Genomic DNA, 25,232 nt, shown 5'->3' on the forward strand with positions numbered 1-25,232 from the left:
GACCGCCCGTGTCGCACGATTCCGAGCCGACCCCGCTTTCCGCCGCGCCCGGCGCGCCCCTGCGCGGACGGCTGCGGCCGCCGGGCGACAAGTCGATCTCGCACCGCGCGATGATCCTCGGCCTGCTCTCCATCGGCGAGACGCGGGTGGAGGGCCTGCTGGAGGGCGACGACGTGCTGCGCACCGCGGCCGCGGCCCGCGCGCTCGGCGCCTCCATGGAGCGCCTGGGGGAGGGACGCTGGGTGGTGCGCGGCGTCGGCATCGGCGGCCTGTCCGATCCGGCCGAGACCCTCGACTTCGGCAATGCCGGCACCGGCTCGCGGCTGATGATGGGCGTCGTCGGCGGCCAGCCGGTCACGGCGACCTTCGACGGCGACGCTTCCCTGCGCAGCCGGCCGATGCGCCGCATCCTCGATCCGCTCCGGCTGATGGGCACCCAGGTGCTCGCGGAGGCCGAGGGCGGCCGCGTGCCGCTGACGCTGCGCGGCCCGCGCGAGGCGATCCCGATCCGCTACGAGACGCCGGCCGCCTCGGCGCAGATCAAGTCCGCGGTGCTCCTCGCCGGCCTCAACGCCCCGGGCACCACCACGGTGATCGAGGCCGCGGCCACCCGCGACCACACCGAGCGGATGCTGCGCCTGTTCGGCGCCGAGGTCTCCGTCACCCCGCACGGGCCGGACGGCCACGGCCGCGCGGTCGCGCTCACCGGCCAGCCGACGCTGCGCGGCACCGAGGTGGTGGTGCCGGCCGACCCGTCGTCGGCCGCCTTCCCGCTGGTGGCGGCGCTGATCGTGCCCGGCTCCGAGATCACGATCGAGGGCGTGATGATGAACCCGCTGCGCACCGGGCTGATCACGACGCTCATCGAGATGGGCGCCGACATCGAGCGCCTGCGCGAGCGCGAGGAGGGCGGCGAGACCGTCGCCGATCTGCGCGTGCGCGCGAGCCGCCTCAAGGGCGTCGACGTGCCGGCCGAGCGGGCGCCGGCGATGATCGACGAGTACCCGGTGCTCGCGGTCGCCGCCGCCTTCGCCCAGGGCACCACGCGGATGAACGGCCTGCACGAGTTGCGGGTCAAGGAATCGGATCGCCTCGCCGCGGTCGCCGCCGGGCTCAAGGCCAACGGCGTCGCCCACCTGATCGAGGGCGACGACCTCCTCGTCCACGGCGACGGCGCCGCGCCGCCCGGGGGCGGCACGGTCGCGACCCATCTCGACCACCGCATCGCCATGGCGTTCCTCGTGATGGGGCTGGCCACCGCCGAGCCGGTCACCGTCGACGACGGCGCGATGATCGCCACGAGCTTCCCGAGCTTCCTGCCGACGATGCAGGCGCTCGGCGCCGGGATCGGGGAATAGGCCCGATGCCCGACAACCCGACAGCCATGGTCATCGCCATCGACGGCCCGGCCGCCTCCGGCAAGGGCACGCTCGCCCAGCGCCTCGCCCGGCACTACGGCCTGCCCCACCTCGACACCGGCCTGCTCTATCGCGGCGTCGCGCTGACCCTGCTCGACGCCGGCGCTTCCCTCGACGACGAGGCCGCCGCGGCGCGGGCGGCCGAGGGCCTGATCGCCGACCGCCTCGCCGACCCGCGCCTGCGCGACCGGGCGATGGGGGAGGCGGCCTCGCGCATCTCGGCGGTGCCGGCGGTGCGCGCGGCCCTGCTCGCGTGGCAGCAGCGCTTCGCCGGCACCAGCGCCGGCGCGGTGCTCGACGGGCGCGACATCGGCACGGTGGTGTGCCCGGACGCGCGCGTGAAGCTGTTCATCACCGCCGACGCCACCGAGCGCGCCCGCCGCCGCCACCGCGAGCTCGAGAGCCGCGGCGAGACGACGACGCTGGCCGCCATCCTCGCCGACATCGAGGCGCGGGACGCCCGGGACGCGGCGCGGAGCACGGCGCCGCTCAGGGCGGCCGACGACGCGGTACGGCTCGACACCACCCATCTCGACGCCGACGAGGCCTTCGCCGCCGCCCGCGCGGTGGTCGACCGCGCCCGCGCGCAGTGACGATGACCGGGGCGGTGGTGGCGCTCGGCCAGCGTCGGTCCTAGCCGCCGGTCATCGGTGGGAAGAACGCGATCTCCCGCGCGCCCGCGATCGGTGCGTCGGGCTTGGCGTGGACCTTGTCGATCGCGGCGCGGACCACGCCGTCCTGCTCGAAGGCGTGGGCGTATTCCTCGCCCCGCCCCTTGAGCCAGCCGATCAGGTCGCCCACCGTCGCGACCTCGGCCGGCGGCGTCACAGTCTCCTCGGGGCGTCCGACGCGCTCGCGCACCCAGGCGAAATAGACGAGCTTCATGGTTCGGTTTCCTCGGGTCGCACCCGATGCACGAGGTCGCTTCTCCCTCTGCCGCAGCGGGCGAGGAAGCCTGGCGGGATCACCCTATCGCGGATCGTCGATCACGTGCTTGATGCCGGCGCGCATGTAGTCCCAGCCGGTCCACAGCGTCAGGGCGGCGGCGAGCCAGAGCAGGACGAGGCCGATCCGCTCGGTGCCGGGCAGGATCGTCTCGCCGGCCGGCCCCGCGACGAGGAAGCCCAGCGCCACGAGCTGCACCGTGGTCTTCCACTTGGCGACCTTGCTCACCGGCACGCCGACCTTCAGCTCGGCGAGGTACTCGCGCAGGCCCGAGACCAGCACCTCGCGGCACAGGATCACGATCGCCGCCCAGACGGAGGCGCCGACGATGGTGCGGTCGGCCACCAGCATCAGCAGGCAGGCGGCGACCAGCAGCTTGTCGGCGATCGGATCGAGCATCCGGCCGAGCGCCGAGCTCTGCGCGTAGGTGCGGGCGACGTAGCCGTCGAGGTAGTCGGTGATCGCGGCGAGCACGAACACCGCCAGCGCCGTGAAGCGCATGGTGATCGCGTCGGGCCAGAACAGCAGCGCGACCATCACCGGGACGGCGACGAGGCGGCCGTAGGTCAGGCAGTTCGCGAGCGTCCAGGCCTGCGACCGGCGTCGGGGGAGGACGGCGTTCATCGGGCCGGTGAAATCATGCGCCTGCCTGAGCGTCAACCGTTCCGATGCGTCGCCGATGCCGTCGCTCATGCGTCAGCCGCCCGCATGGAAGAAGTCGTAGACGGCGCGCGCGGTGGCGGCGTTCACGCCGGGCGTCTTGGCGAGGTCCTCGTAGGCCGCCCGCTCGATCGCCTTCACGGTGCCGAACTGGTGCAGGAGCGCGCGCTTGCGGCTCGGGCCGATGCCGGCGATCTCGTCGAGCGGGTTGCGCACCAGCTCGCGCTTGCGCTTGGCCCGGTGGGTGCCGATGGCGAAGCGGTGCGCCTCGTCGCGCAGGCGCTGCACGAAGTAGAGCGTGGGATCGCGCGGCGGCAGCTTGAACGCCGGCCGGCCGGGGATGAAGAAGGTCTCGCGGCCGGCGTCCCGGTCGCGCCCCTTGGCGATGCCGACCAGCGCCACGTCGGCGACGCCGATCTCCTCCAGCGCCTTGCGCGCGGCGTCGAGCTGGCCCTTGCCGCCGTCGATGAGCACGAGGTCGGGCCAGGCGGGGAACGCGTCGGCATCCTCGGGCGCCTCGGCCACCGGCTCCGCCGGACCGCCCTCGGTCGCGGCGAAGGCGGCTTCGGCGACGGTGCGCGGCGCCTCCTTCACCAGGCGCTTGAAGCGGCGCTGCAGCACCTCGCGCATCATCCCGTAATCGTCGCCGGGCGTCAGTTCCTCCGACTTGATGTTGAAGGTGCGGTAGTGCGTCTTCATGAAGCCGGACGGGCCGGCGACGACCATGCCGCCGACCGCGTTGGTGCCCATGATGTGGGAGTTGTCGTAGACCTCGATCCGTCGCGGCGTCTTCTCGAGGGCGAAGGCCTGGCCCAGCGCCACCAGCAGCTTGCCCTGCGACGCGGTGTCGGCGAGCCGGCGGCCGAGCGCCTCCTTGGCGTTGCGCTGGGCGTAGTCGACGAGCGCCTTGCGCTCGCCGCGCTGGGGCTGGTGCAGCTCGACCCGGTAGGCGACCTGGCTGGAGAGCGCGGCGGCGACCAGCTCCGCATCCTCGACCGCGTGGCTCGTCAGCACCAGCCGGGGCGCCGGCATCGTGTCGTAGAACTGGCCGATGAACGAGCCCAGCACCTCGTCCGGGGTCATCGAGCGGTCGGCCTTGGGGAAGTAGGCGCGGTTGCCCCAGTTCTGGAAGTTGCGGAAGAAGAACACCTCGATGCAGAACTGCCCGGCCTGCTCGTCGAGGGCGAACACGTCGGCCTCCTCGACCCCTTGCGTGTTGACGCCCTGCACGCCCTGGATCGCCGAGAGCGCGCTGATCCGATCGCGGAAGCGGGCCGCACGCTCGAACTCCATCGCGTCGGAGGCCGCCTGCATCTCGGTGCGCATCCGGTCCTTCACCGCGTTGGACTTCCCGGCGAGGAAGTTCTTGGCCGAGTCGGCCATGCCGGCATAATCCTCCAGCGCGATCTCGCCGGTGCAGGGGCCGGAGCAGCGCTTGATCTGGAACAGCAGGCAGGGCCGGGTGCGGTTCTCGTAGTAGCTGTCGGTGCAGGTGCGCAGCAGGAAGGCCCGCTGCAGGGCGTTCACGGTGCGGTTCACCGCCCAGACGCTGGCGAAGGGGCCGTAATAGCTGCCCTTGCGGCGGCGGGCGCCACGATGCTTGACGATCTGCGGTGCCGGGCCGTCGGCGGTGACGAGGATGTAGGGGAACGACTTGTCGTCCCGCATCAGCACGTTGAAGCGCGGCTTCAGCTGCTTGATCAGGTTCGCCTCGAGCAGCAGCGCCTCGGTCTCGGTGGCGGTGGTGACGAACTCCATCGCCGCCGTCTGCGAGATCATCCGCGCGATGCGGTTGGAATGCGCCTGCCCGCGGGCGTAGGAGCCGACCCGGGCCTTCAGGTTCTTCGCCTTGCCGACGTAGAGCACGTCGCCCTTGGCATCGAACATCCGGTAGACGCCGGGCCCGGAGGGCAGCGTCGTCCAGAACCGGCGGATCACCTCCGTGCCGGCCTCGACGGCGCCGGGCTCGAAATCGAAGTCGATCTCGGGCGCCTCGTCGGCCTGCGCCGGCTCGGCCTCGTCCCGCTCCTCGTCGAAAGCCTCGTCGTCGAAGGCCTCCTGGGGCAGATCCTCGGTGGCGCGACCTGACGGGACTCTCCGGCTCATCGCCGTGATCTAAGCCCGCGAAACTGGCGAGGGAAGGGGCGCGATGCGCAAAGGCGTACCGGCGGACCTCGGCCCTCAGCCGAACAGCGCGTCGATGTCCGACTGGTCGACGTGGCCCGGATCCTCGTCGAGCTTCGGGCCGTTCAGGAGCGAGCGCTCGTCGTCCGGATCGACGACGGCGGCGGGGCCGGCGGAGAACACGTCGCGGAACCCGTCGAGGCCGCTCCAGGCGGCGATCATGCGGTCGAGGTGGGATTCGACGAAGCTCAGGACGTTGACGATCTTGCTGATGCGCTGGCCGGTCAGGTCCTGGAAATTGCAGGCCTCGTAGGCGACGATGACGCGGTCGAGGATGACGTCGACCTTGTCCTGGCCGCCCTTGCCGAGGTTGCCGGCCCGCAGGATGTTGGCGCTCGCCTCGATCTCCTCCAGCGCGGTGAGCAGCGTCGACGTCGCGCGCTCGGTCGACCCGACCACGGCGCCCAGCTCGTCGGCGGCGCGGCGCATGCCCTTGCCGTTGGACTCGGAATGATACAGAGCCGCGATCTCGTCGCGGGTGTTGGTGATCGCCGCCTTCATCACGTCGAGCTCGGAGCGCATCGCCAAGGCTTCGGACAGCTCGCGGCGGCACGCCTCGATGGTCTCGCCGGCGCTCGACTGGGTGATGCGGCGCAGGTCCTGGATCGCCGAGAGGATCTCGTCGAGGCGCGCCCCGCCCTCCACGGGCCCGGCACTGGACATCGTCGTCCCCGCCGCGGGCGGGAGGCCGAGGCTGTCCTCGATGCGGTAGCGCTTGTGAGTCATCGGTTCGAACCGGCCGTCTTGGAAACCCGGATCCGATCTAGGACCAGGAACGGTTGCAGTTTGCTGAAGATCGAAAGCATTCGGTCGGATTTACAGTCGATTCACGTTGCTTCGTGACGACCGGGGCAGCGAAGCCCGTCCGCGACCGATTCACCACGTTCCTTCATCGAATGTCGCGCGTCCCGGTCCGACCCTCTCAACCATGACGGCCGGCATCGAGCCCGGCCGTGGTGCGGGAGTGCGGCGATGCGGACGAGTTGGTGCGTGGGGGCGGCGCTTGCCGCATCCGTCTGGTCGGGGGCGGTCCAGGCGCAGGCGCGCTATGCCGAGCCCGACGGATACGGCGGCGGCCTGATCGAATACCTCGTCACCGGCGGCGTCGCTCCGCGCGGCGGTGCCCGCCCCGTTGCGGCGGCCCGGCCGGGTTACGCAGGCGCGTCGGCACAATCCGGCGATCCGATCGAACCCTATGGCGTCGCATCGCGAGCCTACGCGGCGCTGCCTCAGGGCCTGCCCGCCCAGGCCGACCCACCTGCCGAGAGCGACCGCATCGCCCGCGCGCCGGATCCGCGCTACGCCCGGCAGGAGGTCGCGTTCTCCGGTCCCCAGCGCCCGGGCACGATCGTGATCGATACGCCGTCGAAGTATCTCTACCTCGTCCAACCCGGCGGCCGGGCGATGCGCTACGGCATCGGCGTCGGGCGGCCGGGCTTCGCCTGGTCGGGCCTCAAGACCGTCAGCCGCAAGGCCGAGTGGCCGGGCTGGACGCCGCCGCCGGAGATGCTGGCGCGCCGGCCGGACCTGCCGCGCCACATGGAAGGCGGCCCCGGCAATCCGCTCGGTGCGCGGGCGCTCTATCTCGGCTCGTCGCTCTATCGCATCCACGGCACCAACGAGCCGCACACGATCGGCCAGAACGTGTCGTCCGGCTGCATCCGGATGATGAACGACGACGTGGTCGACCTTTACGAACGCGTACCGGTGGGGACACGCGTCGAAGTGATGTGACCGCGGGATCGAACGCAGGAAGGCTCGGATCGCCGAGAGGAGCGACCCGAGCCTTCGACGTCGTCGGACGCATGTCATCCAGCTCAATCCAAGCAGGCCGCGCCCGGATCGGGCCGCGCGATCAGGCCCAGTCGCTGTCGTCGCCGCCACCCAGATCGCCGGCGAAGTCGTCGTTGCCGCCGTCGAAGGCGGTGTCGCTCCCGCCGCCGAGCGGCGCACCGAAATCCTGGGTGCCGCCGGCGTCCGAGCCGAAGTAGTTGTTCTCGACCGTCGTGCCGCCGCCGAGGCCGGCCGCCGCCGCGCTGCCGAGGCTCGAATGGCCGCCGGCGAAGGCGTTCGAGAGGGCGCTGCCGAGCAGCATGCCGCCGGCCGCGCCGGCCGCCATCGGCAAGGCCGTGGCCATGAAGCCGCCGCCGCGAGCCGGCGCCTGCTGCTGGCCGCCCCACGGGCCGCCCTGCTGCGGACCGCCCTGCGGATACCCCTGTTGCGGGTAGCCCTGCTGCGGATACCCTTGCTGCGGATAACCCTGCGGCGCGCCGCCCTGGTTGCCCCAGGCGCCGCCCGCCCGCTGCTGCGGCTGCGGATCCTGGCGCTGCGAACCGCCGCCGAAGATGCTCGACAGGAACCCGCCGCCACCCGAGGATTGCGGCTGCGCCTGTTGCTGGCGGGCCTGCTCGAGCTGCTGGTTGAGGCTCTTGATCGCCTCTTCCTGCACGTAGATCAGCTGCGCCATCGCGTAGGGCGCATAGGGCTGGGCCCTGAGCTTGTCGGCAATGAAGCGCTCGGCATCCGCGTCGCGGGGCTGGCTGGACGCCTGCTCGAGCCGCTGGAAGATGCCGGAGATGACGTCGCGTTCTTCGCTGTTCATGGAGTCGTCCTCCTCGAATCGAACCCGCGGCATCGTGCGCCGCATGGACCGGTTCCAAGATGGGGAGCACGCCCGAGGTTTGTCAGGGGCGGCGAAGAAATCTTCGCCGTAGGACGATGCGATCGTGCGACGAAAAAAGCCCGGCCTTTCGGCCGGGCTTCTCGGGTCGGGTCGAACCGCGGCTCTGGGCGAGCCGCGGCGGATCCGGCAGGTCCTAGTACGAGCCGAACTTGTAGTTCAGGCCGGCGCGCACGACAGCGAACTCGGTGCTGTTGTTGCGGTTCAGGCCGCTCTGCACGACGGTCACGCCCGGCGAGGTCAGGGTCACGGTGCCGGTCGAGTTGGAGGCGAAGGCGCCGTTGTTGCGGCCGCCCTGGTCGAGGTTCACGTACAGGCCTTCCACCTTCAGCGTCACGGCCGAAGAGCGGAAGAAGTTCAGGAACGAGTCGGTCGGCAGGGCGTACTCGACGCCGGCGCCGGCGGCCCAGCCGGTCTGGAAGTCGTTGCGGGACACGCCCGAACCGAAGTCACGGCCACCGCCGCTGCCGTAGGCGAAGCCGCCGGTGCCGTACACGAGGGTGCGGTCGAAGGCGTAGCCGAGGCGACCGCGCACGGTGCCGAAGTAGTCGAGGCTGGAGAGGCCCGACGGGTTGTAGATCAGGTTGCCGGGCAGGATGCCGCCGCCGACGACGCCGGGGGTGGCCGAGAAGCGGTTGCGGTTCTGGCCGAAGTCGACGTACTGCGCGTCGGCCTCGATGCCGATCACGACGCCCGAGCCCGGGGTGAACTGGTAGTTGTAGCCGACCTGGCCACCGCCGGTGAAGCCGTCGTTGCCGCGGCTGCCGCCGAAGGCGAGCACGCCGCCGGTGTTGCCGCCGGCCGGGCCGGCGAAGATCGCGTTGCCGGGCGAGACGCCGACGACGGTGGCGCCGCGGCGATCGCTGGCATCGAAGCCGTAGCCGGCGTTGATACCGAAGTAGGCGCCCGTCCAGGTGAACACCGGAACCGGGGTGAACACCGGCGGCGGGGCGCGACGCGGAAGGTCGGCGGCGAAGGCGGAGCCGGCGAGCGCGATGCCGGCGAGGGCGGTGACGCCCCGAAGCATGGATTTCATGGTCTGGTCCTCATTCCATCTGGTGCCGCCGGCCTTTTGGCCCGTCCGGCACCGATTGCCCGTCTTTAAGTCAATGGCTCCAAGGATGCTGTTGCATCGCGGTAACGCCGACCGTCCTGAAGACGGCCCCTTTGTGGCGCCCCGCCGTTGTTGCCTTGGTACCTGTCCCGATAAACACACGCGAATGGTCAAGGTTCACTTGCGGCCACGCTTTTTTCGCGTCCCGCCTCTGGACAGATTGTCGCATGCGGTTCCTTCGATGGAACCCGCCTACGGCGTCAGCGCGATCGCCGAGATCAGCCGGCCGTAATCCGCCTCGGCGCGGTGCGTGGTCCGGCGGTAGCTGTAGAAGCGATCCGGGTCGGAATAGGTGCACAGGCCGAGGATGGCGGCTTCTCCGATCTCCGCCTGCTCCAGGCGGGAGAGCACGAAGCCCGGCAGGTCGAACTGCGCATGGTCGGGCCGCGTGCCGGCCGCGAAGAACCGATCCGATCCCGGCGCCTCGTCCCGGAAGCGCGTCATGAAATCCGTGCCCACCTCGTAGGCGCCCTGCGCGATCGTCGGGCCGAGCACCGCGACGATCGCCGAGCGGCGGGCGCCGAGCCCTTCCATCGCGGCGACCGTGGCCTCGACCACGCCGGTCAGCGCACCCTTCCATCCCGCGTGGGCGGCGCCGACGACGCCGTTCTCGGGATCGGCGAACAGGATCGGGCCGCAATCGGCGGTGGCGATCCCGAGGGCGAGGCCCGGAACCCGCGTCACCATGGCGTCGGCCTTCGGGCGCTCCGACGAGACGAACGGCGCCTCGACCACGACGGCCTGCGCGGAATGCACCTGGTAGAGGCTGACCAGCCGATCCGCCGGCAGCCCGAGCTGCGCGCACATCCGCGCACGGTTCTCGGCGACGGCCTCGGGCCTGTCCTGCGAGCCGAGCCCGCCGTTGAGGGAGGCGTAGAGCCCGTCGGAAACGCCGCCCTGCCGGGTGAAGAAGGCGTGGCGGATGCCCGAATGCGAGCTGAGTTCCGGCGCTTCGACGAACATGGCGGCTCCTGGCATGGCGGCTCCTGGCGAGACTTCGCGCCCGCGATGCGGGATCACGTCCGCCCGTCGATAACCGAAGGCGCCGGCGGTGACGATGGCACCCGCGCCGCCCTCAGCCGTGCGCGAATCCCGGCGGCGGCGGAAGGGTCGGCTGGGTGATCGCCATCGCCTTGAACAGGCTTCCCATCCCGCCGGGGGCCGGATCGGTGAGCCGGAGCGACGCGGCCGCGATCGCCTCGGCCTGGGCAGGCGTCGCGCGCGCCTTCAGCCGGGCCGCGCGGGCGGGAAGACCCAGCGCATCGAGGAAGGCGCGCTGATCGACGGGGCCGTGGATCGCCGCCCCCGCCTCGGCGGCCGCGCGCGCCAGGGCCGGAAAGTCGACATGCACGGTGAGGTCGGCCTCGCCCGGCGCGTCGAGCGGCCCGACGAAGCGATGCCCGGCGATCGCCTGGAGGGTGTCGCCGAAGCCCGGCCGGACATGGCCGTAATCGACGACGAGCAAGGCTCCGCCCTGGTCGCGGACGCGTTGCGCCAGGGTTCGCGCCAGCTCGAGGGCGGGGGCGGGCAGGGTCATCAGCGCCCCCTCGGCCGCCGCGGCGGTGATCGCGACCGTCGGGTCGGGCGCGAGGCCGAAGGCGAGGGCGCCGTCCGCCAGGCCGACCAGGCGCTCGCACCAGCCGCGCGCCGTCCGCACGAACTGGCGCACGGGGAGGCAATCGAAGAATTCGTTGGCGACGACGATCGCCGGGCCGGGCGGCACCGAGGCGACGTCCGCGTGCCAGGTCGGCGTCGCCGCCCCGAGCGTCGCCTCCTGCGCCGCCCGCAGCACCGGGCTGGTCTCGACGAGGTGGAGGTCGATCGCCGCCGTCGGCGCCACGGTGCGCAGCGCCCGCAGCGCGTCGGCCATCAGCGTGCCGCGGCCGGGGCCGAGCTCCACCAGGCGCAGCGGGGCCGGCGCCGCCATCGCGGCCCAGACCGAGGCGATCCACACCCCGACGAGCTCGCCGAACATCTGGCTGATCTCGGGCGCGGTGGTGAAGTCGCCCCGCGGGCCGAGCGGGTCGCGGGTGCGGTAGTAGCCGTGCACCGGATGGCCGAGGCAGAGCGCCATGTAGCGGTCGATCCCGATCGGCCCGGTCTCGCGGATCAGGGCGGCGATCTCGGCGCCGAGGGGCGTGGGGCTCACGTCCTCACCGCGCCGTCTCCGTCTGCAGCGCGGCGGCCTCGACGGGATGGCGCGGCCGCGTGACGCCGCGGGCGGCGAGCACGATGAAGACCAGCCCGACCACGGCCATCGGCACGCAGAGCAGCATGCCCATGGTCACGCCGCCGCCGAGCGGCCCGAGATGGTCGCCGAACAGGTAGCCGAGCTGGCGGTCGGGCTCGCGGAACAGCTCGCAGACGGTCCGCGCGACGGCATAGCCGAGCACGAAGATGCCGCCGAGGAGGCCCGGCTTGCGGAAACCGAAGCGGTTCACCGCGAGCGCCATGACGATGAACAGCAGCAGCCCCTCGGTCGCGGCCTCGTAGAGCTGGCTCGGATGGCGGGGCAGCGGGCCGCCGGTGGGGAAGACGACGGCATAGGCGAAGTCGGGCGCGACCCGGCCCCACAGCTCGCCGTTCACGAAGTTGGCGATGCGGCCGAAGAACAGCCCGATCGGCACGACCACGGCGGCCAGATCGAGGAGCGTGTAGCCGCCGAGCTTTCGCGAGCGCGCGAACAGCAGCATCGCCAGGATCGCCCCGAGGAAGCCGCCGTGGAACGACATCCCACCGTTGCGGATCGCCAGGATCTCGATCGGGTCGTCGAGATACATCGGCAGATTGTAGAACAGCACGTAGCCGATGCGCCCGCCGAGGACGACGCCCAGCGCCACCCAGACGATCATGTCGTCGATGTCGGCGGTGGTCGGGCGCCGCACCACGCCCCAGTAGCGGTCGGCCATCACCAGGCGGCGGGCGTAGAACCAGCCGCCGATCAGCCCGGCAATGTAGGCCAGCGCGTACCACTTGATGGTGATCGGCCCGATCGCGACGGCGACCGGATCGATGGCCGGGAAGGGCAGGGCGAAGAGCATCGGGACCTCCCGTGGAAACGCCGGCATTGGACGTGGGCCCCGGGAGGCGTCAAGCCTGGGCATCGGTCCTTGCTCAGGCCTCGGGCCCGATGGCGAGGAGGCACTGCCTGCCTCCCTAGCGAACCTAGTCGACTTAGCTAAGATCGTGCCGTCTTATAGTTGGGAATGTGCGATGCAGATAACCGTCCATGCGGCCAAGACTCAGCTGTCCAAGCTGATCGAAGCAGCTCTGCGTGGCGAGGAGGTCATCATCGCCCGTGGAAGCGAGCCCGTCGTCCGATTGGTCGCCATCCCGAAGACCACGTTCAAGATCGGTCTTCTGGAAGGTCGCGTGACAGGTCCGGGTCCCGACTTCCTCGAACCGATGGACGCCGACACGCTCGACCTGTGGGAGGGTGGGCGTTGAGCGGAAGCCTTCTCCTGGACACGCATGCCTGGGCTTGGTCGCTCACCAACGATCGTCGCCTCTCCCTTGCGGCGCGGCAAAGCATATCTGCGGCCGCGACGGTTTATGTGAGCCCGATCACCTTCTTTGAAATCGGTCAGAAGGTGCGCCTCGGCAAATGGCCTGACATGGCCCCCTTCGCCGACAGCCTCGCCGACCTCCTCCTCCAGCAAGGCGGCAGAACTTCTGCGCTGACGGGTGAGATCTGCCTCATGGCCGGCACGATGGATTGGTCGCGTTGCGACCCGTTCGACCGTCTGCCGGCGGCAACGGCGCCGATCCGCGCGATGCCGCTGATCTCGGCCGATGCCGTCTTCGACGGGCGCGTCACCCGCATCTGGTGAGACGGGCGACGCGCCCGGCCGTCACTGCGAGCGCCGCCCGAACGAGACCGCGTAGGCCTGGACCCGCGCGTCGATCAGGGGATCGTCCGAGACCTCGATCCCGTCGGTGAGGGCGTTCGGCAGGAACAGCAGCGCCTTCTCGGCGCTCGCGCTGTCGGCGACGGGCTTGGTCAGCGTCAGGGTGCCCATCTCGACCAGGCGGCGCTCCTCCGGCCACGGCTGGGTCGCGTCGTCGGTCCGGTCGCCGGGCTCCGCGAGCTGGGCCAGCACCTTGTAGGAGACCGGCGCCTTGCCGAGCCGCGTGCGGATCTCGCTCATCAGGTGGTCCGGCGCCTGCTTGGCGGCCTCCTCGGACCCGAGCAGCTCCTCGCCCTCGACCGGCACGATGCGGTAGCGGAAGGCCTGCCGCTTGCCGTTCGCGTCGACGAGGATGAAGGCGTTGACGCCGTTGTAGGTCTGGCGCGCCAGGCTCGTCGGGGTCCGGGCGGTGGCGCCGGCCTTGCCCGCGGCCGGATGGCTCGCCACGAAGGTCTCGGCCGGCGTCGGCTTTCCGGCATCCTTCCCGCTCTTCGCGATCGCGACGAGCAGGTCGCGGAACTCCTCGCCGGTGGCGACGGGGAAGTACTTCAGGCTGTTGGTGACGACGTCCATCTCGCTGCCGTCGGCGAGCTTGAACTTGAGCGAGAGCCCGTGCGGGTTGGCGTTGGCCGCGCCGTCTGCGATCGTCGGGAGGCCGGTGGCGTCCGAGAAGCGGGCGGTGACCGGCACGGCGGCACCGGAGAAGACAGAGGCCTTGCTGAGCTTGGCCGCCTCGGCGCTCGGCGTGAAGCGTCCTTCCACGACGGTCCCCTTGGCGTGGTTCGCCCGCATGCCCGGATGCTGCCCCCAGAGCGTGTTCATCGCGTCGACGGTCTGCTCGGCGGTGGTGCCGTCCTCGGCCGAGACCGGCGTGCCGGCCAGACCGGCGAGCATGAGGCCGCCCGCCAGGGCGCGTCGGAGGAGTGGAATACGGGTCATGCAGGTCTCCGGATCGGGGCGGCCCTCCGGCACCCGAGGCGGCGACCGGCGGCGATGGATGGCTATTGCCACGATCTGGAGTTGCACAAAAGGATCGAGCCGCGCGCCGCGATGCAGGGTCGGCTATCGGCGCGCGCCGCCGTCTGGACCGACGAGCCGCAGCCCATGCCCGTCGGGTCCCTCGGCGTAGGCGGTGCTGCCGTCGGCCGAAAGCCGCACCGGGTGGCCGGCCTGCCGGATCGCCGCGACGGCTTTGACGACGTCGGCGGTCTCAAGGACGAGCCGCGTCGTCGCCCGGTTGCGCGGACCGAAGGGCGCCGGGGTCGGTTTCTCCGTCGCGGGCTGGCGGTAGTGCAGCAGCTCCAGATGCGGCGTCGCAGGGCCGCCGGGTTCCAGGGCGAGGACGTCGACGACGGGGTCGGGGACGCCGTCGAGGCGCGCCTGCGCCTCGCCCGCGTTCAGACCTCGCTGCGCCACCCGGAAGCCGAGCAGCGCCGCGTGGAAGGCGAGCGCGGCCTCGAGGCTCGTGACGGTGATCGCCGAGTGGTCGATGCCGAGGAACAGGCCGGGCGCGGCCTGCCAGCGCTCGGCGGCGGGGCCGCCGGGGAAGGCGATCAGCTCCAACGGGTGCCCGTCGGGATCGCGGAACTTGTAGGCCGTGACGCCGCCCGACGTCTTGGGCAGGTCCTGCGGGCCGCCGACGCTGACGGCGGTCGGCGACAGGCGCGAGAGCTGCCCGAACGCGGCCTCCATCGCGCGGACGGGGATCGCGAGATGCTGGAAGACCGGATCGGTGGCACGGGGCGCGTCCGGGTACGGCGCGCCCGGCGGATCGAAGGCCAGGAACGCCACGATCTGCCGGCCGAGCCGCATCGTCAGGCGCGAGCCTACCGCCCCGGGGGATCCGTAGGCGTCGCCGATCGCAGCCGGCAGCGGCTCGATCGGGCCGACCCGCGAGAACCCGAGGCCGTCGCGATAAAACGCCTCCGTCCGCGTCAGGTCCGCGACGGTGCGCTCGAACCCGGCGATCGATCGGACCAGGGCGCTCACAGGAGCCGCGCCCCACGCCGGTTGGTGTAGATCGCGTAGAGGGTGTGCGAGGCGCAGAGAAAGAGCCGGCTGCCGTTGCGGCCGCCGAAGGCGAGGTTCGAGACCGTCGCGGGCACCAGGATCTTGCCGACGCGCTCGCCGTGCGGATCGATGCAATGCACGCCGTCCCCGGCGCTCGACCAGAGATAGCCTTCGTCGTCGAGGCGGAAGCCGTCGGCGAAGCCCGGCTCGACGGTGTGGAAGACGTCGCCGCCCGAGAGCGATCCATTCTCGGCGACGTCGAAGACGCGGATGAACTTCTTCGGCGCCTCGGCGAATTGCAGCCCGCTCTCGGCGACGTAGAGCTTCGTCTCGTCCGGCGAGAAGGCGAGCCCGTTCGGCCCGTCGAAGTCGCCGGCCACGACCGCGAGCGAGCCGTCGCGCGGGTCGAAGCGGTAGACGTTGGCGGGCAGCTCGGAGGCCTGCTTGCCGCCCTCGTAGTCGGTCTGGATGCCGTAGGGCGGGTCGCTGAACCAGATCGTGCCGTCCGACTTGCAGACGACGTCGTTCGGGGAATTCAGGCGTCGGCCCTGGTAGCGCTCGACCAGCGCGGTGATCGTGCCGTCGAGCTCGGTCCGGGTGATCCGGCGGTCGCGGTGCGAGCAGGAGAGCAGGCGCCCCTGCCGGTCGCGGGCGTGCCCGTTCTCGAAGCCGGTGCCCGAGCGGTACACCGAGACGCCGCCGGACTCGCTCCAGCGCATCACGCGGTCGTTCGGCAGGTCCGAGAACAGGAGCTCGTCGCGGTCGCCGAACCAGACCGGGCCCTCGCACCATCGGAAGCCCTCGGCGAGCATCTCCAGCGGCGCGTTCGGCAGCACGAACGCCTCGAACCGCGGCTGCGTGATCTCGAAGCCATCCATTGGCGAGGGCCTACTCGAAGCGTCCGGGCTGGTTCACGGTCGGCGTCACGTCGAGGCCGGTGACGATCATCGTGCACGGCTCGTCGCCGACCGTGCCGGAGAGATGCCCCTTCCGTCCGTCGCGCTCCTTGGTGTTCTGGTCCTCGCCCATCATCAGATCGCCCGGTCCCATCTCGACGCGGGTGCCGTCCATGGTCTCGACGAACCAGCGGCCCGACAGGATGGCGATCCATTGCGGCCGCGGGTTCTCGTGCCATTGCCCGACCCAGCCGACCGGCAGCACCGTGAAGGTGACGCCGGCCTGCGACGGCGCCTGCTTGTCGTTCCATTGCGGCGCGGTCTGCGGGTCGATGCCCTCGAACTTGAACGCCGACAGCGCGAACCGTTCCTGCCGGCTCACGCCCTCGGCGTCGGTGTAGACGTGCCAGTACGGCATCCTGGGCGGCGGCCCGCCGTCGTGCTGATCGGCCATGTCGGGTTCCTTGCGAGAGAGGGTCGTCAACGGTTGTCGGGGGCGGACAGGGCCGGGGCGGCCTGCGGGCCGCTCGAGAGCGGGTGCCGAACGACCTCGGAGGCCGGGGCGTAGGCGCCGCCGATCACCACCAGCAGAAGCCCGCCGACGAGGCCGAAGTTCTTGAAGAAGTCCCAGAAATGGGCACGGCCCTCGCCGTTCTTCGACCAGAAGTCCGGGAACCGCCAGAACGGGTGGTACATCAGCGCGGTGACGGCGCAGAAGCCGGCGAGGAGGAAGGCCGCCGCGCGATCGAAGATGCCGGTCACGATCAGAACCGGCGTCACCGCCTCGACGAGGATGCCGAGCACGAGCAGCAGGGCCGGGAAAGGCAGCGGGCCGGAGCGCGCCTGCCCCATGGCCTCGTCCCAGTGCGCGACCTTGTCGTAGGCGCTCAGCGGAAACATGAAGACGAGGCAGAGCTTGGCCGCGAGCGGCACGGCGACGAGATCGAGCCACGTCATCGGGGGCCTGGGGTGACGGGCATCGCGAGATCCGGGGCGAGACGGGGGGAGGGGCGGCGTTCGTGCTCGAGGGCCCAACGCCGCTCACCCGCCGCAGTTGCCGGGCCGGGCGGCGGAAGCGGGTGCGTTTGCTGCATCGCAGCGCGCACGATGCCGTGACCGGCCAGCCTGGAACGCCTCCAGGCTTGTGCCGTTGGCCGGCGAACCCGTTTTCTCCAGCGTATTGCAGTGCGAGGCCGACCGATGCGAGAGGACCATTACGACGTCATCGTGATCGGTTCGGGCCCCGGCGGCGGCTCGCTGACGTCGCGGCTGGCGAAGACCGGCAAGCGCATCCTGCTGCTGGAGCGCGGCGACTACCTCCCGCGCTCGCAGGACAACTGGAATTCGAAGACCGTCTTCGTCGACGGCGCCTACCAGGCGAAGGAGACCTGGTACGGCGGCGACGGCCGCACGTTCAGCCCGGCGTTGCACTACTATGTCGGCGGCAACTCGAAGGTCTACGGCTCGGCGCTGCTGCGGATGCGCGAGCGCGATTTCGGCGAGGTCCGTCACGTGGACGGCCTCTCGCCGGCCTGGCCGGTCTCCTATGCCGAGTTCGAGCCGTATTACGGGCAGGCGGAGGCGCTGTTCGCCGTGCACGGGCAACGCGGCGAGGATCCGAACGAGCCGTGGGCGAGCGGCCCCTACGACCATCCCCCGGTCAGCCACGAGCCGCGCATCCAGAAGCTGTCGGACGACTGGGCAAAGGTCGGCCTCAACCCGTTCCACCTGCCGCTCGGCATCAAGCTCGACGAGCGCAACGGCAAGCCGACGCCGACCAGCATCTGCATCCGCTGCGACGCCTTCGACGGGTTCCCGTGCCTGCTCAACGGCAAGGCCGACGCGCAGGTGATGACCGTCGACCCGACGCTGGCCCGGCACGACAACGTCACGCTGCTTGTCAACGCCTACGTCTCGACGCTCGAGACCGACCCGTCGGGCCGCACCGTGACGGCGGTGAACGTCACCCGCGAGGGCCGGGCGGAACGCTACTCCGCCGACATCGTCGTCGTCGCGTGCGGCGCGCTGTCCTCGGCGCTGCTGCTCCTGCGCTCGGCCAACGCGGCCCACCCGAACGGGCTGGCCAACGGCTCCGACCAGGTCGGGCGCAACTACATGCGCCACACCATGTCGGTGCTGATGGCCCTGTCGAAGGAGGTCAACGACACCGTCTTCCAGAAGACGCTTGCGGTCTCGGACTTCTACTTCGAGTCAAAGGACTGGGAATTTCCCATGGGCCTGATCCAGATGTGCGCCAAGACGCATCCGGAGCAGATCCGCGGCGAGGAGTTTCCGAAATGGACCGGCTTCCTGCCGAATGCCCCGTTCGAGATGGTGGCGCGCCACTCGATGGACTTCTGGCTGCAGAGCGAGGACCTTCCGCATCCCGACAACCGGGTAATGCTCGGCCATGACGGCCGCGTGATCCTCGACGTGCGCGAGACCAACCGCGAGGCGCACGACCGCCTGCGCGGCAAGCTCGAGGACCTGCTCCGTCCGGGCGGGCTCTACACCTACCTGTTCGAGCGCTCGCTCTATCTCGGCAAGAACATCCCCCTGAGCGGGACCGCGCATCAGGCCGGCACGCTGCGCTTCGGCACCGATCCGAAGGCGTCCGTACTCGACCTGACCTGCAAGGCGCACGAGCTCGACAACCTCTACGTCACCGATGCGAGCTTCTTCCCCTCGATCGGCGCCGTGAACCCGACGCTGACGATCGTCGCCAACGCGTTGCGCGTCGCCGACCACATCGCCGAACGGCTGGGCTGACGGGCTCGATCGCGACCCGCTTCGGACGAGCGCGTGACACCTGGTCGTCACGCCCGCCGCGGCATCCGGAACGGCAGCATCAGCCGCACCAGCGGATTGCGGAAGCGGTCGAGCGACAGGCTCTCGTGGACCGGGCGCACCGTCTCGCCGGCGAGCCGGGCCGAGAGCAGCGAGCGGGAGTAGAATGGCGTGTCCTCGAAGGCCCGCACCACCTCCGCCCGCCCGTCGTCGCTGCGGGTCGCGCGCGGCACGCGCCAGATCCGCGTCGGCGGCAAGGCCGCGGCGAGGGGCGGGCGGAGATCGCGGCGGGCGCCGGTGCGGTCGAAGCGGAGCGAGAGGTTCTGGCCCGAGCCGTCGCGGCGGCACACGTCGTAGAGGATCGCCGCGCCGTCGCCGAGGTCCGCCCGGCACCAGGTCCAGCTCGTGAAGGCTTCGGCCAGCGGCTCGTCGCCGTGATTGGTGTCGAAGTAGGCGGTGCCGGACCAGCGCACGGACGGCGCGTCGAGCGCGACCTCGACGGGCGAGGACGGCGCCATCGGCCACCAGCGATGCGCGCCCCGCGCGTCCAGGGTGAAGGGCCCGGGCGTGATCCCGCCGGGATAAAGCTTCACCGTGCCGCGGACCCGCGACGGGACCGGCGCCGTGGTCTCGTCGAGGGTGATGGTGAGCGAGGTGCCGTCCCAGGCCATGCCGCTCGGCCCGATCCGGATCTGCGTCGCATCGCGCGACAGGGCGCGGCTGCCGCGCTCGGTCATGCAGAAGCGGTTTTCGCGCGCGCCGTAGAGGACGACGTTGACGGCGCAGTGCTCGAACGGGTTCCGCGTGGCGTCCCAGGCGTAGTAGGGCGAGAACACGCTGCCGATGAAGGCGATGATGGTCAGCCCCTGGGTGCCGTCCGCGCTCAGGGCGTCGACGTACCACCAGACATAGCCGTCGCGGCCGACCGGCGTGTCGAAGCGGGGCGCGCCGCCCGCCGATCCGCCAGCAGCGTGTCCGCCGCGATCCGCCCCGATTGCGCCGCCATCGGCACCCCCGGCCCCGGATGGACGCTGCCGCCCGCCAGGTACAGGCCCGGCAGCCGGGTCCGCGCGCCCATCCGCTTGAAGGTCGCGCTCCAGCCGTGCGAGGCCCGGCCGTAGAGCGCCCCCCCGGTCGCCGGGAACAGGGTGCCGAACCGGGCCGGCGTGGTGACCGCCGTCTCGGCGGCGGAGATCGTCAGGCCGCACGCCGTCAGCCGTGCCCGCATCGTCGTTTCGCATGCGTCGATCTCCGTATCGGTGAAGGGGCGCTCGCCCCGGGCCGGCGCGTTGACGAGGCAGAGCAGGCGCTCGGGCCCGTCCGGCATCGCGTCGCCGGCCCGATCCTGCGCGCAGACGTAGGTCGTGGGGTCGGGCGGCAGCCGCCCGCGGCGGATCGCGTCGAACTCGGCCCGGTAGTCGCGTCCGAAGAACACGGTGTGGTGCGCCAGCGGAAAGCCCGCGGTGCGGGCGTTTAGGCAGAAGGTGATCGCCGAGAGCGAGCGCTCGGCCGGCGCCACCGGATCGGCGGCGGCGACCACCGCGGGCCCGAGCAACCCGGCGGCGAGCGCCGAGACGTCGCCGTTCATCACCACCGCGTCGGCCGCGATCCGCTCGCCGTCGGCGAGGACCACGCCTGAGACCGCACCGCCCGAGACCAGGATGCGCGCGACGTGCGCGCCGGTGCGGATCGTCGCGCCGCGCTCGCGCGCCAGCGCGGCGACCGCCGCGGCGAGCCGGCTCAAGCCGCCCTCGATCGACCACACGCCCGCCTGCTCGACATGGGCGACGAGCATCAGCGTCGCCGGCGCCTGATACGGCGAGGAGCCGCAATAGGTGGCGTAGCGTGCAAACAGCTGCCGCAGGCGCGGGTCGCGGAAGTAGTCGCCAAGCGCCCCCCACAGGGTGGCGAAGGGCTGGATCCGCCACAGGTCGCCCAGCCCCGACAGGCCGGCGCGACGGGCGAGGTCGACGGGTCCGGGCCGGGCGCCGCGGATGAACGGCGCGTCGAGGGTGCGGAACACCTGCTCGGCCCGCGCGCAGAAGCGCCGGTAGCCCTCGGCCTCGCGCGCGCCGGCGAAGGCGGCGATCGCGTCGGCGGAGGCGTCGACGTCGGCGAGCAGGTCGAGCCGCTCGGACGCGCTCCAGGCGTGGCGGGCGAGAATGCAGGCGGGGCTCAGCGCGACCCACTCACCCAGATCCGCACCGGCCTCGGCGAAGATCTCGTCGAGGATCCAGCGCATGGTGAACACGGTCGGGCCGGCCTCGATCCGGGTGCCGCCGACCGGCACGCTGCGCATCTTGCCGCCGGGCACGCCGGCGGTCTCGAGCAGCGTCACCGCGCATCCGGCCACGGCGAGCCGGAGGGCGGCGACGAGCCCGCCGATGCCGCCCCCGATCACCACGACCCGCTGGATCACCATCGTTCCCCCGTGCCGCACGACGATCCGGCATTGATCTCACCCGCGACAAGTGTCAATCATAGATGACAATTCAAAAAGTCAAAGAAAATTGACACTGGAGGTCACGGTGGACGCAGGCCAGCGCATCGAACGGACCCTGGACAACGCGGTCGCCTACGCCGAGGCGCCGGGCGCCCCACCGCGGCTCGCCGAGGCGATCCGCTACGCCGTGTTCCCGGGCGGCCATCGCATTCGGCCCCGGCTCTGCCTGGCGGTGGCCGCCGCCTGCGGCGACGACGATCCGGCCGCCGCCGAGTCCGCCGCCGCCGCGATCGAGCTGCTGCACTGCGCCTCCCTCGTCCACGACGACCTGCCCTGCTTCGACGACGCCGAGACCCGCCGGCAGAAGCCCACCGTGCACGTCGCCTTCGGCGAGCCGCTGGCGGTGCTCACCGGCGACGCGCTGATCGTGCTCGCGTTCGAGACGTTGGCCCGGGGCGCGGCCAGGAACCCGCATCGGCTCGCGGCGCTCGTCGGGCTGGTCGCCCGCGCGGTCGGCTCGCCGGCCGGCATCGTCGCCGGCCAGGCCTGGGAGTCGGAGGAGCAGGTCGCGCTGTCGAACTACCAGCAGGCCAAGACCGGTGCGCTGTTCGCCGCCGCGACGGTGGCGGGTGCGGCGGCGGCGGGCGCGTCGCCGCTGCCGTGGCGGCTCCTCGGGGAATGCCTCGGCGAGGCCTATCAGGTCGCCGACGACCTGCGCGACGTCGCCTGCCGCCAGGAGGAGATCGGCAAGCCCGCCGGCCGCGACGCCACCCTCGGCCGGCCGAACGCCGCCCTGCTCCTCGGCATGGGCGGCGCCCTCGAGCGGCTGAAGCGCCTCTCGGCGGAGGCGATCGAGGTGATCCCGACCTGCCCGGGCGCCGACGCGCTGCGCGCCGAGATCGCCGCGCAGACCCGGCTCTTCCTGCCCGCGAGCCTCGCCCACGAATTCGCCTGAGGCGAGGGGCATGGCGGCGGAGACCAGCGTGGGCATCGTCTCCGGCGGGGAGAAGAACGACCTCCGCGCCGTCCCGCTCGCCTCGGCGGGGGGAGGGTGGCTCGCGTTTCGAAACCTTCGCGAGCGCTGGCGCGCCTTCCGCATCGCCCGCGTCGCGAGCCCCGCATTCCAGCGTTGGGCCGCCGGGTTTCCGCTGACGCGCCGCATCGCGCGGACGAACACCCGGGCGCTGTTCGACCTCTGCGCCGGGTTCACCTACTCCCAGGTGCTGCTCGCCTGCGTCCGGCTCGACCTGTTCCACACGCTGCAGCCCGGCCCGCTCGCGACGGCCGTGCTGGCCGAGCGCCTCCGTCTCGCACCGGAGCGGGCCGAGCGCCTGCTGAAGGCCGCCGCCTCCCTCGACCTGATCGGCCGCCTGCCCGACGCGCGCTGGGCGCTGGCCGACCTCGGCGCGGCGCTGATCGGCAACCCGTCGGTGGCAGCAATGATCGAGCATCACGCCATGCTCTACGCCGATCTCGCCGACCCGGTCGCGCTGCTGCGCGGCGAAGGACCCCCGACGCAACTCTCGGGTTACTGGCCCTACGCCAAGGCCGCCGAGCCGGACGCCGCGGAGGCCGGGGCGGTCGCCGGCTACAGCCGCCTGATGGCGGCCTCGCAGGCGCTGATCGCCGAGGACGTGCTCGACGCCTATCCGCTCGGATCGCACGCCTGCCTGATGGATGTCGGTGGCGGGGAGGGCGCCTTCGTCACCGCCGCCGCGGCCCGCCACCCCGGCCTGCACCTGATGCTGTTCGACCTGCCGGCGGTCGCCGCCCGGGCCGAGGCGCGCCTCGGTGCGGCGGGCCTGACGGTCGCCTGCCGCGGCGGAAGCTTCTTCTCCGATCCGCTGCCGCGCGGCGCCGACGCGATCTCGCTGGTGCGGATCGTCCACGATCACGATGACGCCCGCGCCGCGGTGCTGCTGCGTGCGGCGCACGACGCGCTGCCCCCCGGCGGCACGCTGCTCGTCGCCGAGCCGATGGCCGGGACGCGGGGGGCCGAGCCGATCGGCGACGCCTATTTCGGCTTCTACCTGCTCGCCATGGGCAGCGGCCGCGCCCGCACCGTCGAGGAGCTGACCGCGATGCTTCGCGATGCCGGATTCGACGCGATCCGCAGCGTGAAGACCCGTCGTCCCCTGCTGACGCGCCTCGTCGTCGCCCGCAAGCGCGGCGAAGTGTAAATTTGGCTTGACGCTTTCCGTTGTCATTCTAGGATGACTGATGGCCGACTGGGAGAGTCGGGCCGGGGATGGAAGAGGCACCGCACATGGACGCGCTCGCCGTCGTTCTCGAGAAACCGGAGGTGCTGGCGCTCAACCGCCTGCCGCTGACTCCGGCCGCAGAGGGCGACGCGGTGGTCGCCGTCACCTGGAGCGGGATCTCCACCGGCACCGAGCGCCTGCTCTGGACCGGGCGGATGCCGAGCTTCCCCGGCATGGGATACCCGCTGGTGCCGGGCTACGAGTCGGTCGGCACCGTCGAATCGGCGCCCGCGGGCTCGGACCTGAGCGTCGGCCAGGCGGTGTTCGTGCCGGGCGCGCGCTGCTTCGGCACGGTGCGCGGCCTGTTCGGCGGCGCCGCCTCGCACCTGATCGTGCCGGCGGAGAAGCTGGTGCCGGTCGACCCCGCCCTGGGCGAGAAGGCGATCCTGCTGGCGCTCGCCGCCACCGCCTACCACGCGATGGCGAGCAACGCCCCCGGCGAGCGCTCGCTGATCGTCGGCCACGGGGTGCTCGGGCGCCTGCTGGCCCGGCTCACCGCCCTGTCCGGCGCGATGCCGACGGTGTGGGAGACCAATCCGGTCCGGGCGCGGGGCGAATTCGGCTATCCCGTCATCCACCCCGATCAGGACGAGCGCCGCGACTACGCGACGATCACCGACGTCAGCGGCGATGCGAGCCTCCTCGACACGCTGATCGGGCTGCTGTGCTCCGGCGGCGAGATCGTGCTCGCCGGCTTCTACGAGGCGCCGCTCGCCTTCGCCTTCCCGCCGGCCTTCCTGCGCGAGGCCCGGATCCGGGTCGCGGCCGAGTTCCGGCCGCACGACCTCGCGGCGGTGAGCGCGCTCGTCGCACGCGGCGCTCTTTCCCTCGACGGCCTGATCACCCACCGGCGCCCGGCGTCGGAGGCGGAGCAGGCCTATCGCACGGCCTTCGGCGAGCCCGAGTGCCTGAAGATGATCCTCGACTGGAGGAACGCATGAACATGCACCTGACCAACGCCGCGCTCCGCGCCGAAGCGGCCATCGAGCCGGATCCGGTGGCGACCGCGCCGGCGAAGAAGGAAACGCAGATCATCGCGATCTACGGCAAGGGCGGCATCGGCAAGTCGTTCACCCTGGCCAACCTCAGCTACATGATGGCCCAGCAGGGCAAGAAGGTGCTTCTCATCGGCTGCGACCCGAAGAGCGACACCACCTCGCTGCTGTTCGGCGGCAAGGCCTGCCCGACCATCATCGAGACCTCGACCCGGAAGAAGCTCGCCGGCGAGCCGGTGGCGATCGGCGACGTCTGCTTCAAGCGCGACGGCGTCTACGCGATGGAGCTCGGCGGCCCCGAGGTCGGGCGCGGCTGCGGCGGCCGCGGCATCATCCACGGCTTCGAGCTTTTGGAGAAGCTCGGCTTCCACGAATGGGGCTTCGACTACGTCCTGCTCGACTTCCTCGGCGACGTGGTCTGCGGCGGCTTCGGCCTGCCGATCGCCCGCGACATGTGCCAGAAGGTCATCGTCGTCGGCTCGAACGACCTGCAGTCGCTCTACGTCGCCAACAACGTCTGCTCCGCGGTCGAATACTTCCGCAAGCTCGGCGGCAACGTCGGCGTCGGCGGCCTGGTGATCAACAAGGACGATCACACCGGCGAGGCCCAGGCCTTCGCCGCCGCCGTCGGCATCCCGGTGCTGGCCTCAATCCCGGCCGACGACGACATCCGCAGGAAGAGCGCGAACTACGAGATCATCGGCCGGCCCGACGGGCGCTGGGGCTCGCTGTTCGCCGATCTCGCCCGGAACGTCGCCGAGGCGAAGCCCAATCACCCGGCGCCGCTTTCGCAGGACGGCCTCCTCGGCCTGTTCTCCAGCGAGACCACCGGCCGCGACGTGGTGCTGGTGCCGGCGACCTTCGAGGACATGTGCGGCGTCGCCCACGTCGCCAAGCCGTCCCTCGAAGTCGTCTACGACGAGGTCTGAGG

26 protein-coding genes are annotated in these 25,232 nt (G+C 71.6%); 10 read left to right on the plus strand and 16 right to left on the minus strand.

Features of this window, described 5'->3' with window-relative positions; genetic code table 11:
• The first annotated feature begins 8 nt into the window (after positions 1–8).
• Together aroA and cmk are read left to right on the plus strand one after the other, a co-directional pair.
• Positions 9–1,358, plus strand: a complete 1,350-nt coding sequence (gene aroA / locus ACFZ8E_RS10170; RefSeq protein WP_405042721.1) for a 3-phosphoshikimate 1-carboxyvinyltransferase — start codon at positions 9–11, stop codon at positions 1,356–1,358.
• Positions 1,359–1,363: 5 nt separating this feature from the next.
• Positions 1,364–2,011 (plus strand): (d)CMP kinase, encoded by a 648-nt coding sequence (cmk, locus tag ACFZ8E_RS10175; RefSeq protein WP_405042722.1) that lies wholly within the window; start codon positions 1,364–1,366, stop codon positions 2,009–2,011.
• Positions 2,012–2,051: 40 nt separating this feature from the next.
• Here cmk and moaD read toward each other — a convergent pair whose 3' ends face one another.
• The 4 genes from moaD to ACFZ8E_RS10195 all read right to left on the minus strand — a co-directional run bounded on the left by moaD (position 2,052) and on the right by ACFZ8E_RS10195 (position 5,933).
• Positions 2,052–2,303 carry a molybdopterin converting factor subunit 1 gene (gene moaD / locus ACFZ8E_RS10180; protein WP_147844134.1) on the minus strand — a complete coding sequence of 84 codons (252 nt, stop codon included), beginning with the start codon at positions 2,301–2,303 and terminating at the stop codon, positions 2,052–2,054.
• Positions 2,304–2,387: 84 nt separating this feature from the next.
• The gene (gene pgsA / locus ACFZ8E_RS10185; RefSeq protein WP_147844136.1) at positions 2,388–2,987 is read right to left on the minus strand and encodes a CDP-diacylglycerol--glycerol-3-phosphate 3-phosphatidyltransferase; all 600 of its coding nucleotides are present in this window, start codon (positions 2,985–2,987) and stop codon (positions 2,388–2,390) included.
• Positions 2,988–3,059: 72 nt separating this feature from the next.
• Positions 3,060–5,129, minus strand: a complete 2,070-nt coding sequence (gene uvrC / locus ACFZ8E_RS10190; RefSeq protein ID WP_147728239.1) for an excinuclease ABC subunit UvrC — start codon at positions 5,127–5,129, stop codon at positions 3,060–3,062.
• A 75-nt stretch (positions 5,130–5,204) separates the two neighbouring features.
• Positions 5,205–5,933 carry a chemotaxis protein gene (locus ACFZ8E_RS10195; RefSeq protein WP_147844133.1) on the minus strand — a complete coding sequence of 243 codons (729 nt, stop codon included), beginning with the start codon at positions 5,931–5,933 and terminating at the stop codon, positions 5,205–5,207.
• 246 nt (positions 5,934–6,179) lie between these two features.
• Between ACFZ8E_RS10195 and ACFZ8E_RS10200 the strand changes: the two genes are divergently transcribed.
• The gene (locus ACFZ8E_RS10200) at positions 6,180–6,941 is read left to right on the plus strand and encodes a L,D-transpeptidase (RefSeq protein WP_405042723.1); all 762 of its coding nucleotides are present in this window, start codon (positions 6,180–6,182) and stop codon (positions 6,939–6,941) included.
• Positions 6,942–7,062: 121 nt separating this feature from the next.
• Here the strand turns inward: ACFZ8E_RS10200 and ACFZ8E_RS10205 are convergent, their stop codons facing one another.
• From ACFZ8E_RS10205 to lgt, 5 genes are all read right to left on the minus strand, one after another.
• Positions 7,063–7,809, minus strand: coding sequence for a DUF2076 domain-containing protein (locus tag ACFZ8E_RS10205; protein WP_147728242.1), 747 nt, complete (start codon positions 7,807–7,809; stop codon positions 7,063–7,065).
• Positions 7,810–8,023: 214 nt separating this feature from the next.
• A complete protein-coding gene (locus ACFZ8E_RS10210) occupies positions 8,024–8,923 on the minus strand; it encodes an outer membrane protein (protein WP_405042724.1) in 900 nt (299 codons plus the stop codon).
• A gap of 270 nt (positions 8,924–9,193) precedes the next feature.
• On the minus strand, positions 9,194–9,964 hold the full coding sequence (gene pgeF, locus ACFZ8E_RS10215; RefSeq protein WP_405044366.1) for a peptidoglycan editing factor PgeF: 771 nt from the start codon (positions 9,962–9,964) through the stop codon (positions 9,194–9,196).
• Positions 9,965–10,076: 112 nt separating this feature from the next.
• A complete protein-coding gene (locus ACFZ8E_RS10220; protein WP_405042725.1) occupies positions 10,077–11,150 on the minus strand; it encodes a class I SAM-dependent methyltransferase in 1,074 nt (357 codons plus the stop codon).
• Positions 11,151–11,154: 4 nt separating this feature from the next.
• The gene (gene lgt / locus ACFZ8E_RS10225; protein ID WP_244028036.1) at positions 11,155–12,042 is read right to left on the minus strand and encodes a prolipoprotein diacylglyceryl transferase; all 888 of its coding nucleotides are present in this window, start codon (positions 12,040–12,042) and stop codon (positions 11,155–11,157) included.
• Between the two features lie 172 nt (positions 12,043–12,214).
• On the opposite strand from lgt, the gene ACFZ8E_RS10230 reads away from it, so the two are divergent.
• Both ACFZ8E_RS10230 and ACFZ8E_RS10235 read left to right on the plus strand, forming a co-directional pair.
• Positions 12,215–12,448 carry a type II toxin-antitoxin system Phd/YefM family antitoxin gene (locus tag ACFZ8E_RS10230; protein WP_405042726.1) on the plus strand — a complete coding sequence of 78 codons (234 nt, stop codon included), beginning with the start codon at positions 12,215–12,217 and terminating at the stop codon, positions 12,446–12,448.
• Entirely contained in the window at positions 12,445–12,831 is a 387-nt protein-coding gene (locus tag ACFZ8E_RS10235; RefSeq protein WP_405042727.1) for a type II toxin-antitoxin system VapC family toxin, read from the plus strand. The genes ACFZ8E_RS10230 and ACFZ8E_RS10235 overlap by 4 nt, the downstream gene beginning before the upstream one ends.
• A gap of 21 nt (positions 12,832–12,852) precedes the next feature.
• Here ACFZ8E_RS10235 and ACFZ8E_RS10240 read toward each other — a convergent pair whose 3' ends face one another.
• The 5 genes from ACFZ8E_RS10240 to ACFZ8E_RS10260 all read right to left on the minus strand — a co-directional run bounded on the left by ACFZ8E_RS10240 (position 12,853) and on the right by ACFZ8E_RS10260 (position 16,772).
• Positions 12,853–13,848, minus strand: coding sequence for a catalase family peroxidase (locus tag ACFZ8E_RS10240; protein WP_243988329.1), 996 nt, complete (start codon positions 13,846–13,848; stop codon positions 12,853–12,855).
• Positions 13,849–13,971: 123 nt separating this feature from the next.
• Positions 13,972–14,898 carry a VOC family protein gene (locus tag ACFZ8E_RS10245; RefSeq protein ID WP_405042728.1) on the minus strand — a complete coding sequence of 309 codons (927 nt, stop codon included), beginning with the start codon at positions 14,896–14,898 and terminating at the stop codon, positions 13,972–13,974.
• Positions 14,895–15,797: an SMP-30/gluconolactonase/LRE family protein gene (locus tag ACFZ8E_RS10250; protein WP_243948670.1), complete on the minus strand. Its 903-nt coding sequence runs from the start codon at positions 15,795–15,797 to the stop codon at positions 14,895–14,897. Before ACFZ8E_RS10250 ends, ACFZ8E_RS10245 begins: the two co-directional genes overlap by 4 nt.
• A 10-nt stretch (positions 15,798–15,807) precedes the next feature.
• The gene (locus ACFZ8E_RS10255; protein ID WP_243948672.1) at positions 15,808–16,269 is read right to left on the minus strand and encodes a cupin domain-containing protein; all 462 of its coding nucleotides are present in this window, start codon (positions 16,267–16,269) and stop codon (positions 15,808–15,810) included.
• Between the two features lie 26 nt (positions 16,270–16,295).
• The gene (locus ACFZ8E_RS10260) at positions 16,296–16,772 is read right to left on the minus strand and encodes a DoxX family protein (protein ID WP_243948673.1); all 477 of its coding nucleotides are present in this window, start codon (positions 16,770–16,772) and stop codon (positions 16,296–16,298) included.
• Between the two features lie 243 nt (positions 16,773–17,015).
• On the opposite strand from ACFZ8E_RS10260, the gene ACFZ8E_RS10265 reads away from it, so the two are divergent.
• Positions 17,016–18,584, plus strand: coding sequence for a GMC oxidoreductase (locus ACFZ8E_RS10265; RefSeq protein WP_243948675.1), 1,569 nt, complete (start codon positions 17,016–17,018; stop codon positions 18,582–18,584).
• A gap of 47 nt (positions 18,585–18,631) precedes the next feature.
• Here the strand turns inward: ACFZ8E_RS10265 and ACFZ8E_RS10270 are convergent, their stop codons facing one another.
• Positions 18,632–19,489 carry a carotenoid 1,2-hydratase gene (locus tag ACFZ8E_RS10270; RefSeq protein WP_405044367.1) on the minus strand — a complete coding sequence of 286 codons (858 nt, stop codon included), beginning with the start codon at positions 19,487–19,489 and terminating at the stop codon, positions 18,632–18,634.
• Positions 19,486–21,024, minus strand: coding sequence for a 1-hydroxycarotenoid 3,4-desaturase CrtD (crtD, locus tag ACFZ8E_RS10275; RefSeq protein ID WP_405044368.1), 1,539 nt, complete (start codon positions 21,022–21,024; stop codon positions 19,486–19,488). Before crtD ends, ACFZ8E_RS10270 begins: the two co-directional genes overlap by 4 nt.
• 106 nt (positions 21,025–21,130) lie before the next feature.
• On the opposite strand from crtD, the gene ACFZ8E_RS10280 reads away from it, so the two are divergent.
• The 4 genes from ACFZ8E_RS10280 to ACFZ8E_RS10295 all read left to right on the plus strand — a co-directional run bounded on the left by ACFZ8E_RS10280 (position 21,131) and on the right by ACFZ8E_RS10295 (position 25,230).
• Positions 21,131–22,000, plus strand: a complete 870-nt coding sequence (locus tag ACFZ8E_RS10280) for a polyprenyl synthetase family protein (RefSeq protein WP_147859741.1) — start codon at positions 21,131–21,133, stop codon at positions 21,998–22,000.
• Positions 22,001–22,010: 10 nt separating this feature from the next.
• Positions 22,011–23,225 carry a methyltransferase gene (locus ACFZ8E_RS10285; RefSeq protein ID WP_405042729.1) on the plus strand — a complete coding sequence of 405 codons (1,215 nt, stop codon included), beginning with the start codon at positions 22,011–22,013 and terminating at the stop codon, positions 23,223–23,225.
• A gap of 86 nt (positions 23,226–23,311) precedes the next feature.
• Positions 23,312–24,247: a chlorophyll synthesis pathway protein BchC gene (bchC, locus tag ACFZ8E_RS10290; RefSeq protein ID WP_405044369.1), complete on the plus strand. Its 936-nt coding sequence runs from the start codon at positions 23,312–23,314 to the stop codon at positions 24,245–24,247.
• Entirely contained in the window at positions 24,244–25,230 is a 987-nt protein-coding gene (locus tag ACFZ8E_RS10295; RefSeq protein ID WP_405042730.1) for a chlorophyllide a reductase iron protein subunit X, read from the plus strand. The genes bchC and ACFZ8E_RS10295 overlap by 4 nt, the downstream gene beginning before the upstream one ends.
• The last annotated feature ends 2 nt before the right edge of the window (positions 25,231–25,232 follow it).

It is taken from the genome of Methylobacterium sp. HMF5984, from assembly GCF_045033435.1.
Taxonomy (GTDB): Bacteria; Pseudomonadota; Alphaproteobacteria; order Rhizobiales; family Beijerinckiaceae; genus Methylobacterium.

Excerpts from the sequence above, each read along its gene's own strand:
- ACFZ8E_RS10265 (WP_243948675.1), top strand. The coding sequence starts at position 17,016 with ATGCGAGAGGACCATTACGACGTCATCGTGATCGGTTCGGGCCCCGGC.
- uvrC (WP_147728239.1), bottom strand. The coding sequence starts at position 5,129 with ATGAGCCGGAGAGTCCCGTCAGGTCGCGCCACCGAGGATCTGCCCCAG.
- ACFZ8E_RS10260 (WP_243948673.1), bottom strand. The coding sequence starts at position 16,772 with ATGACGTGGCTCGATCTCGTCGCCGTGCCGCTCGCGGCCAAGCTCTGC.
- ACFZ8E_RS10285 (WP_405042729.1), top strand. The coding sequence starts at position 22,011 with ATGGCGGCGGAGACCAGCGTGGGCATCGTCTCCGGCGGGGAGAAGAAC.
- ACFZ8E_RS10195 (WP_147844133.1), bottom strand. The coding sequence starts at position 5,933 with ATGACTCACAAGCGCTACCGCATCGAGGACAGCCTCGGCCTCCCGCCC.
- ACFZ8E_RS10200 (WP_405042723.1), top strand. The coding sequence starts at position 6,180 with ATGCGGACGAGTTGGTGCGTGGGGGCGGCGCTTGCCGCATCCGTCTGG.
- pgsA (WP_147844136.1), bottom strand. The coding sequence starts at position 2,987 with ATGAACGCCGTCCTCCCCCGACGCCGGTCGCAGGCCTGGACGCTCGCG.
- cmk (WP_405042722.1), top strand. The coding sequence starts at position 1,364 with ATGCCCGACAACCCGACAGCCATGGTCATCGCCATCGACGGCCCGGCC.
- ACFZ8E_RS10255 (WP_243948672.1), bottom strand. The coding sequence starts at position 16,269 with ATGGCCGATCAGCACGACGGCGGGCCGCCGCCCAGGATGCCGTACTGG.
- ACFZ8E_RS10205 (WP_147728242.1), bottom strand. The coding sequence starts at position 7,809 with ATGAACAGCGAAGAACGCGACGTCATCTCCGGCATCTTCCAGCGGCTC.
- ACFZ8E_RS10240 (WP_243988329.1), bottom strand. The coding sequence starts at position 13,848 with ATGACCCGTATTCCACTCCTCCGACGCGCCCTGGCGGGCGGCCTCATG.
- ACFZ8E_RS10250 (WP_243948670.1), bottom strand. The coding sequence starts at position 15,797 with ATGGATGGCTTCGAGATCACGCAGCCGCGGTTCGAGGCGTTCGTGCTG.
- ACFZ8E_RS10210 (WP_405042724.1), bottom strand. The coding sequence starts at position 8,923 with ATGAAATCCATGCTTCGGGGCGTCACCGCCCTCGCCGGCATCGCGCTC.
- pgeF (WP_405044366.1), bottom strand. The coding sequence starts at position 9,964 with ATGTTCGTCGAAGCGCCGGAACTCAGCTCGCATTCGGGCATCCGCCAC.
- ACFZ8E_RS10230 (WP_405042726.1), top strand. The coding sequence starts at position 12,215 with ATGCAGATAACCGTCCATGCGGCCAAGACTCAGCTGTCCAAGCTGATC.
- ACFZ8E_RS10295 (WP_405042730.1), top strand. The coding sequence starts at position 24,244 with ATGAACATGCACCTGACCAACGCCGCGCTCCGCGCCGAAGCGGCCATC.
- crtD (WP_405044368.1), bottom strand. The coding sequence starts at position 21,024 with ATGGTGATCCAGCGGGTCGTGGTGATCGGGGGCGGCATCGGCGGGCTC.
- lgt (WP_244028036.1), bottom strand. The coding sequence starts at position 12,042 with ATGCTCTTCGCCCTGCCCTTCCCGGCCATCGATCCGGTCGCCGTCGCG.
- moaD (WP_147844134.1), bottom strand. The coding sequence starts at position 2,303 with ATGAAGCTCGTCTATTTCGCCTGGGTGCGCGAGCGCGTCGGACGCCCC.
- bchC (WP_405044369.1), top strand. The coding sequence starts at position 23,312 with ATGGACGCGCTCGCCGTCGTTCTCGAGAAACCGGAGGTGCTGGCGCTC.